This is a genomic window from Dyella sp. SYSU CM1112 (genome assembly GCF_058216415.1).
Genome location: NZ_JBZEGI010000032.1, coordinates 1 through 5,653, shown reverse-complemented (window position 1 = coordinate 5,653; position 5,653 = coordinate 1). Strand labels below are relative to the sequence as shown.

The 5,653-nt window shown below is 54.7% G+C and carries 2 tRNA genes and 3 rRNA genes; all 5 read left to right on the top strand.

The window, feature by feature from the left end:
* Nucleotides 1-257 precede the first annotated feature (257 nt).
* A 16S ribosomal RNA gene (locus tag AC4HNJ_RS21410) occupies nt 258-1,802 on the top strand.
* 85 nt (nt 1,803-1,887) lie between these two features.
* Nucleotides 1,888-1,964: transfer RNA gene (locus AC4HNJ_RS21405), tRNA-Ile, on the top strand.
* Between the two features lie 39 nt (nt 1,965-2,003).
* A tRNA-Ala gene (locus tag AC4HNJ_RS21400) sits at nt 2,004-2,079 on the top strand.
* A 243-nt stretch (nt 2,080-2,322) separates the two neighbouring features.
* Nucleotides 2,323-5,199, top strand: a 23S ribosomal RNA gene (locus AC4HNJ_RS21395).
* Nucleotides 5,200-5,370: 171 nt separating this feature from the next.
* Nucleotides 5,371-5,483: ribosomal RNA gene (gene rrf / locus AC4HNJ_RS21390) — 5S ribosomal RNA — on the top strand.
* Together the 16S, 23S and 5S rRNA genes with 2 tRNA genes alongside form the textbook arrangement of a ribosomal RNA operon.
* Nucleotides 5,484-5,653: the final 170 nt, after the last annotated feature.

Sequence of the window (5,653 nt, the reverse complement as noted above, 5' to 3'; positions counted from 1 at the left end):
GGTGTTGACGGAAGTAGTAAGGGATGTAGAATGGGCGGCTCACCCGGGACGAAAGGTCACGGGGCGATCTGAAGAAAGGATCGCAAGTAGTTGATCTTTGACAGTGTGCGCAGGTGACTTGTGTGGGCGTCTTGCGATGGACGGGAAACTGTCCAACAAATGCAAGCGTCTAACCTAAGAGTCAATTCAAAAGCTTGACGTTTTACGGTTAGGACAACGCTTCAGAAAGATAGATCATCTTCGGATGGTCGAAAAGCTAAGTGAAGAGTTTGATCCTGGCTCAGATTGAACGCTGGCGGCATGCCTAACACATGCAAGTCGAACGGCAGCACAGTGGAGCTTGCTCCACGGGTGGCGAGTGGCGGACGGGTGAGGAATACATCGGGACCTGCCCAGACGTGGGGGATAACGTAGGGAAACTTACGCTAATACCGCATACGTCCTACGGGAGAAAGCGGGGGATCTTCGGACCTCGCGCGGTTGGATGGACCGATGTTCGATTAGCTAGTTGGTGGGGTAAAGGCCTACCAAGGCGACGATCGATAGCTGGTCTGAGAGGATGATCAGCCACACTGGGACTGAGACACGGCCCAGACTCCTACGGGAGGCAGCAGTGGGGAATATTGGACAATGGGCGCAAGCCTGATCCAGCAATGCCGCGTGTGTGAAGAAGGCCTTCGGGTTGTAAAGCACTTTTATCAGGAGCGAAATGCCATTGGTTAATACCCGGTGGAGCTGACGGTACCTGAGGAATAAGCACCGGCTAACTTCGTGCCAGCAGCCGCGGTAATACGAAGGGTGCAAGCGTTAATCGGAATTACTGGGCGTAAAGCGTGCGTAGGCGGTTTCTTAAGTCTGCTGTGAAATCCCCGGGCTCAACCTGGGAATGGCAGTGGATACTGGGAAGCTAGAGTGTGATAGAGGATGGTGGAATTCCCGGTGTAGCGGTGAAATGCGTAGAGATCGGGAGGAACATCAGTGGCGAAGGCGGCCATCTGGATCAACACTGACGCTGAGGCACGAAAGCGTGGGGAGCAAACAGGATTAGATACCCTGGTAGTCCACGCCCTAAACGATGCGAACTGGATGTTGGTCTCAACTCGGAGATCAGTGTCGAAGCTAACGCGTTAAGTTCGCCGCCTGGGGAGTACGGTCGCAAGACTGAAACTCAAAGGAATTGACGGGGGCCCGCACAAGCGGTGGAGTATGTGGTTTAATTCGATGCAACGCGAAGAACCTTACCTGGCCTTGACATGTCTGAAATTCTGCAGAGATGCGGAAGTGCCTTCGGGAATCAGAACACAGGTGCTGCATGGCTGTCGTCAGCTCGTGTCGTGAGATGTTGGGTTAAGTCCCGCAACGAGCGCAACCCTTGTCCTTAGTTGCCAGCACGTAAAGGTGGGAACTCTAAGGAGACTGCCGGTGACAAACCGGAGGAAGGTGGGGATGACGTCAAGTCATCATGGCCCTTACGGCCAGGGCTACACACGTACTACAATGGTCGGTACAGAGGGTTGCGAGACCGCGAGGTGGAGCCAATCCCAGAAAGCCGATCCCAGTCCGGATTGGAGTCTGCAACTCGACTCCATGAAGTCGGAATCGCTAGTAATCGCAGATCAGCTATGCTGCGGTGAATACGTTCCCGGGCCTTGTACACACCGCCCGTCACACCATGGGAGTGAGTTGCTCCAGAAGCCGTTAGCCTAACCGCAAGGGGGGCGACGACCACGGAGTGGTTCATGACTGGGGTGAAGTCGTAACAAGGTAGCCGTATCGGAAGGTGCGGCTGGATCACCTCCTTTCGAGAACGACAGAACCTTCTGTCGTAAGACGTCCACACAAGACACCTGCACATCCACAAAGGCCACAAGGCCTAAGAAGCTTTATGGGTCTGTAGCTCAGGTGGTTAGAGCGCACCCCTGATAAGGGTGAGGCCGGTGGTTCGAGTCCTCCCAGACCCACCACGTATGATCACTGATCAGCCCATGGGTTAAATCAGGCATGGGGCCATAGCTCAGCTGGGAGAGCACCTGCTTTGCAAGCAGGGGGTCGTCGGTTCGATCCCGACTGGCTCCACCAGTTTGAAGGATGTGTAGCGCACACAAAGAGATTTGAAACGGGACGGCGTTGAGGCCGGTCTTGTGTTCTTTGAAAAAGTAAACGAGTGACAAGCGTCTTGGTAAAACCTGGATGAGATAAGTGAAGACTTATCTCGCCAAACCGAGATGTGTCGTTGAGGCAAACGACGAATGCGTTGTTTGGCAAATCCCACATATTCCTGAGGAGGAATGGGAGTAGCCCTGAGGCGACTTGGGGTTATATGGTCAAGCGACTAAGCGTATACGGTGGATGCCTTGGCAGTCAGAGGCGATGAAGGACGTGGCAGCCTGCGAAAAGTGTCGGGGAGCTGGCAACAAGCTTTGATCCGGCAATGTCCGAATGGGGAAACCCACTCCGTAAGGAGTATCGCTGCGTGAATACATAGCGTAGCGAAGCGAACCCGGGGAACTGAAATATCTAAGTACCCGGAGGAAAAGAAATCAACCGAGATTCCCTGAGTAGCGACGAGCGAACGGGGAGCAGCCCAAAAGTGTCGTATGTGTTAGCCGAACGGTCTGGAAAGGCCGGCCATAGCGGGTGATAGCCCCGTAGGCGAAAGCGCACATGGCATGAAATTGAGTAAGGCGAGGCACGAGAAACCTTGTCTGAACATGGGGGGACCATCCTCCAAGGCTAAATACTCCTGACTGACCGATAGCGAACAAGTACCGTGAGGGAAAGGCGAAAAGAACCCCGGAGAGGGGAGTGAAATAGACCCTGAAACCGTATACGTACAAGCAGTGGAAGCCCGTAAGGGTGACTGCGTACCTTTTGTATAATGGGTCAGCGACTTACTGTCAGTGGCGAGCTTAACCGTCTAGGGGAGGCGAAGGGAAACCGAGTCTGAATAGGGCGCATAGTCTCTGGCAGTAGACCCGAAACCGAGTGATCTATCCATGGCCAGGTTGAAGGTGCGGTAACACGCACTGGAGGACCGAACCCACATCTGTTGCAATAGATGGGGATGAGCTGTGGATAGGAGTGAAAGGCTAAACAAACTCGGAGATAGCTGGTTCTCCTCGAAAGCTATTTAGGTAGCGCCTCGTATGAATCTTCCTGGGGGTAGAGCACTGTTATGGCTAGCGGGTCATCGCGACTTAGCAAACCATGGCAAACTCCGAATACCAGGACAGAATGTACGGGAGACACACGGCGGGTGCTAACGTCCGTCGTGAAAAGGGAAACAACCCAGACCCGCAGCTAAGGTCCCCAAGTTATCGCTAAGTGGAAAACGATGTGGAAAGGCATAGACAGCCAGGAGGTTGGCTTAGAAGCAGCCACCCTTTAAAGAAAGCGTAATAGCTCACTGGTCGAGTCGGTCTGCGCGGAAGATTTAACGGGGCTAAGCGATACACCGAAGCTCGGGGTGCATAGCAATATGCGCGGTAGAGGAGCGTTCCGTAAGCCTGTGAAGGTGAGTTGAGAAGCTTGCTGGAGGTATCGGAAGTGCGAATGCTGACATGAGTAACGATAATGCGGGTGAAAAGCCCGCACGCCGAAAGCCCAAGGTTTCCTCGCGCAACGTTCATCGGCGCAGGGTGAGTCGGCCCCTAAGGCGAGGCTGAAAAGCGTAGTCGATGGGAAGCTGGTTAATATTCCAGCACTTGACTGTAGTGCGATGTGGGGACGGAGAAAGTTAGGTCTACCGGGCGTTGGTTGTCCCGGGGAAAGGCGGTAGGCGGTGATCTTAGGCAAATCCGGGATCACATACGCCGAGCACCGAGACGAGCCCTTTTTGGGCGAAGTGACTGATACTACGCTTCCAGGAAAAGCCACTAAGCTTCAGCTACAGCAAACCGTACCGTAAACCGACACTGGTAGGCAGGGTGAGAATCCCAAGGCGCTTGAGAGAACTCGGGTGAAGGAACTAGGCAAAATGGCACCGTAACTTCGGGAGAAGGTGCGCCCTCCGATGTGGTCACGTGCGTGACTGAGCATTAGAGGGTCGCAGTAACCTGGCCGCTGCGACTGTTTATCAAAAACACAGCACTCTGCAAACACGAAAGTGGACGTATAGGGTGTGACGCCTGCCCGGTGCTGGAAGGTTAATTGATGGGGTCAGCCGCAAGGCGAAGCTCTTGATCGAAGCCCCAGTAAACGGCGGCCGTAACTATAACGGTCCTAAGGTAGCGAAATTCCTTGTCGGGTAAGTTCCGACCTGCACGAATGGCGTAACGACAGCGGCGCTGTCTCCACCCGAGACTCAGTGAAATTGAAATCGCTGTGAAGATGCAGCGTTCCCGCGGCAAGACGGAAAGACCCCGTGAACCTTTACTACAGCTTTACACTGAACGTTGAGTTCTTCTGTGTAGGATAGGTGGGAGGCTATGAAACCAGGACGCTAGTCTTGGCGGAGCCAACCTTGAAATACCACCCTGAAGTGCTTGACGTTCTAACCTAGGTCCGTAATCCGGATCAGGGACCGTGTATGGTGGGTAGTTTGACTGGGGCGGTCTCCTCCCAAAGCGTAACGGAGGAGCACGAAGGTACGCTCAGCGCGGTCGGACATCGCGCACTGTGTGCAAAGGCATAAGCGTGCTTGACTGCGAGATCGACGGATCAAGCAGGTACGAAAGTAGGTCTTAGTGATCCGGTGGTTCTGTATGGAAGGGCCATCGCTCAACGGATAAAAGGTACTCCGGGGATAACAGGCTGATACCGCCCAAGAGTTCATATCGACGGCGGTGTTTGGCACCTCGATGTCGGCTCATCACATCCTGGGGCTGTAGCCGGTCCCAAGGGTATGGCTGTTCGCCATTTAAAGTGGTACGCGAGCTGGGTTCAGAACGTCGTGAGACAGTTCGGTCCCTATCTGTCGTGGGCGTTGGAGATTTGAGGGGGGCTGCTCCTAGTACGAGAGGACCGGAGTGGACGTTCCGCTGGTGTTCGGGTTGTCATGCCCATGGCATTGCCCGGTAGCTATGAACGGAAGTGATAACCGCTGAAAGCATCTAAGCGGGAAGCACGCCCCAAGATGAGATCTCCCGAGTCTTAAGACTCCTAAAGGCACCATCAAGACTAGGTGGTTGATAGGCGCGATGTGGAAGTGCAGCAATGCATTGAGCTAACGCGTACTAATGCGCCGTGCGGCTTGACCATATAACCCCAAGACGCTTCGTATACAGGTCTCTCTGTGACGAGCCCGGCCTTCTTTGGCGGGATAGTTCAAAAGAGCGGCCGCCCAACGAAACATCTCGATATCACCAGACGCTTGTCACTCGTTTACCCCTCTTGAGGCCGGGCGCACCCGTGCGCTGCCTCAACCCTTTCCCTGGCGGCTATAGCGCTGTGGCCCCACCCGATCCCATCCCGAACTCGGAAGTGAAACGCAGCTGCGCCGATGGTAGTGTGGACTTCCATGCAAGAGTAGGTCACCGCCAGGGGCTTTATCCTAAAAACCCTCACATCTCGTGAGGGTTTTTTTTACCTCGTCGATAGCCACCACGGCCATCCCAGCACTGGGGACAACGCAGACACGGCAGGTCACCGCCTCCACCGGTCACCCAGAACCCACGCCACTCAGCCACGACGGTACCGCAAGTCCCTGGGTGCG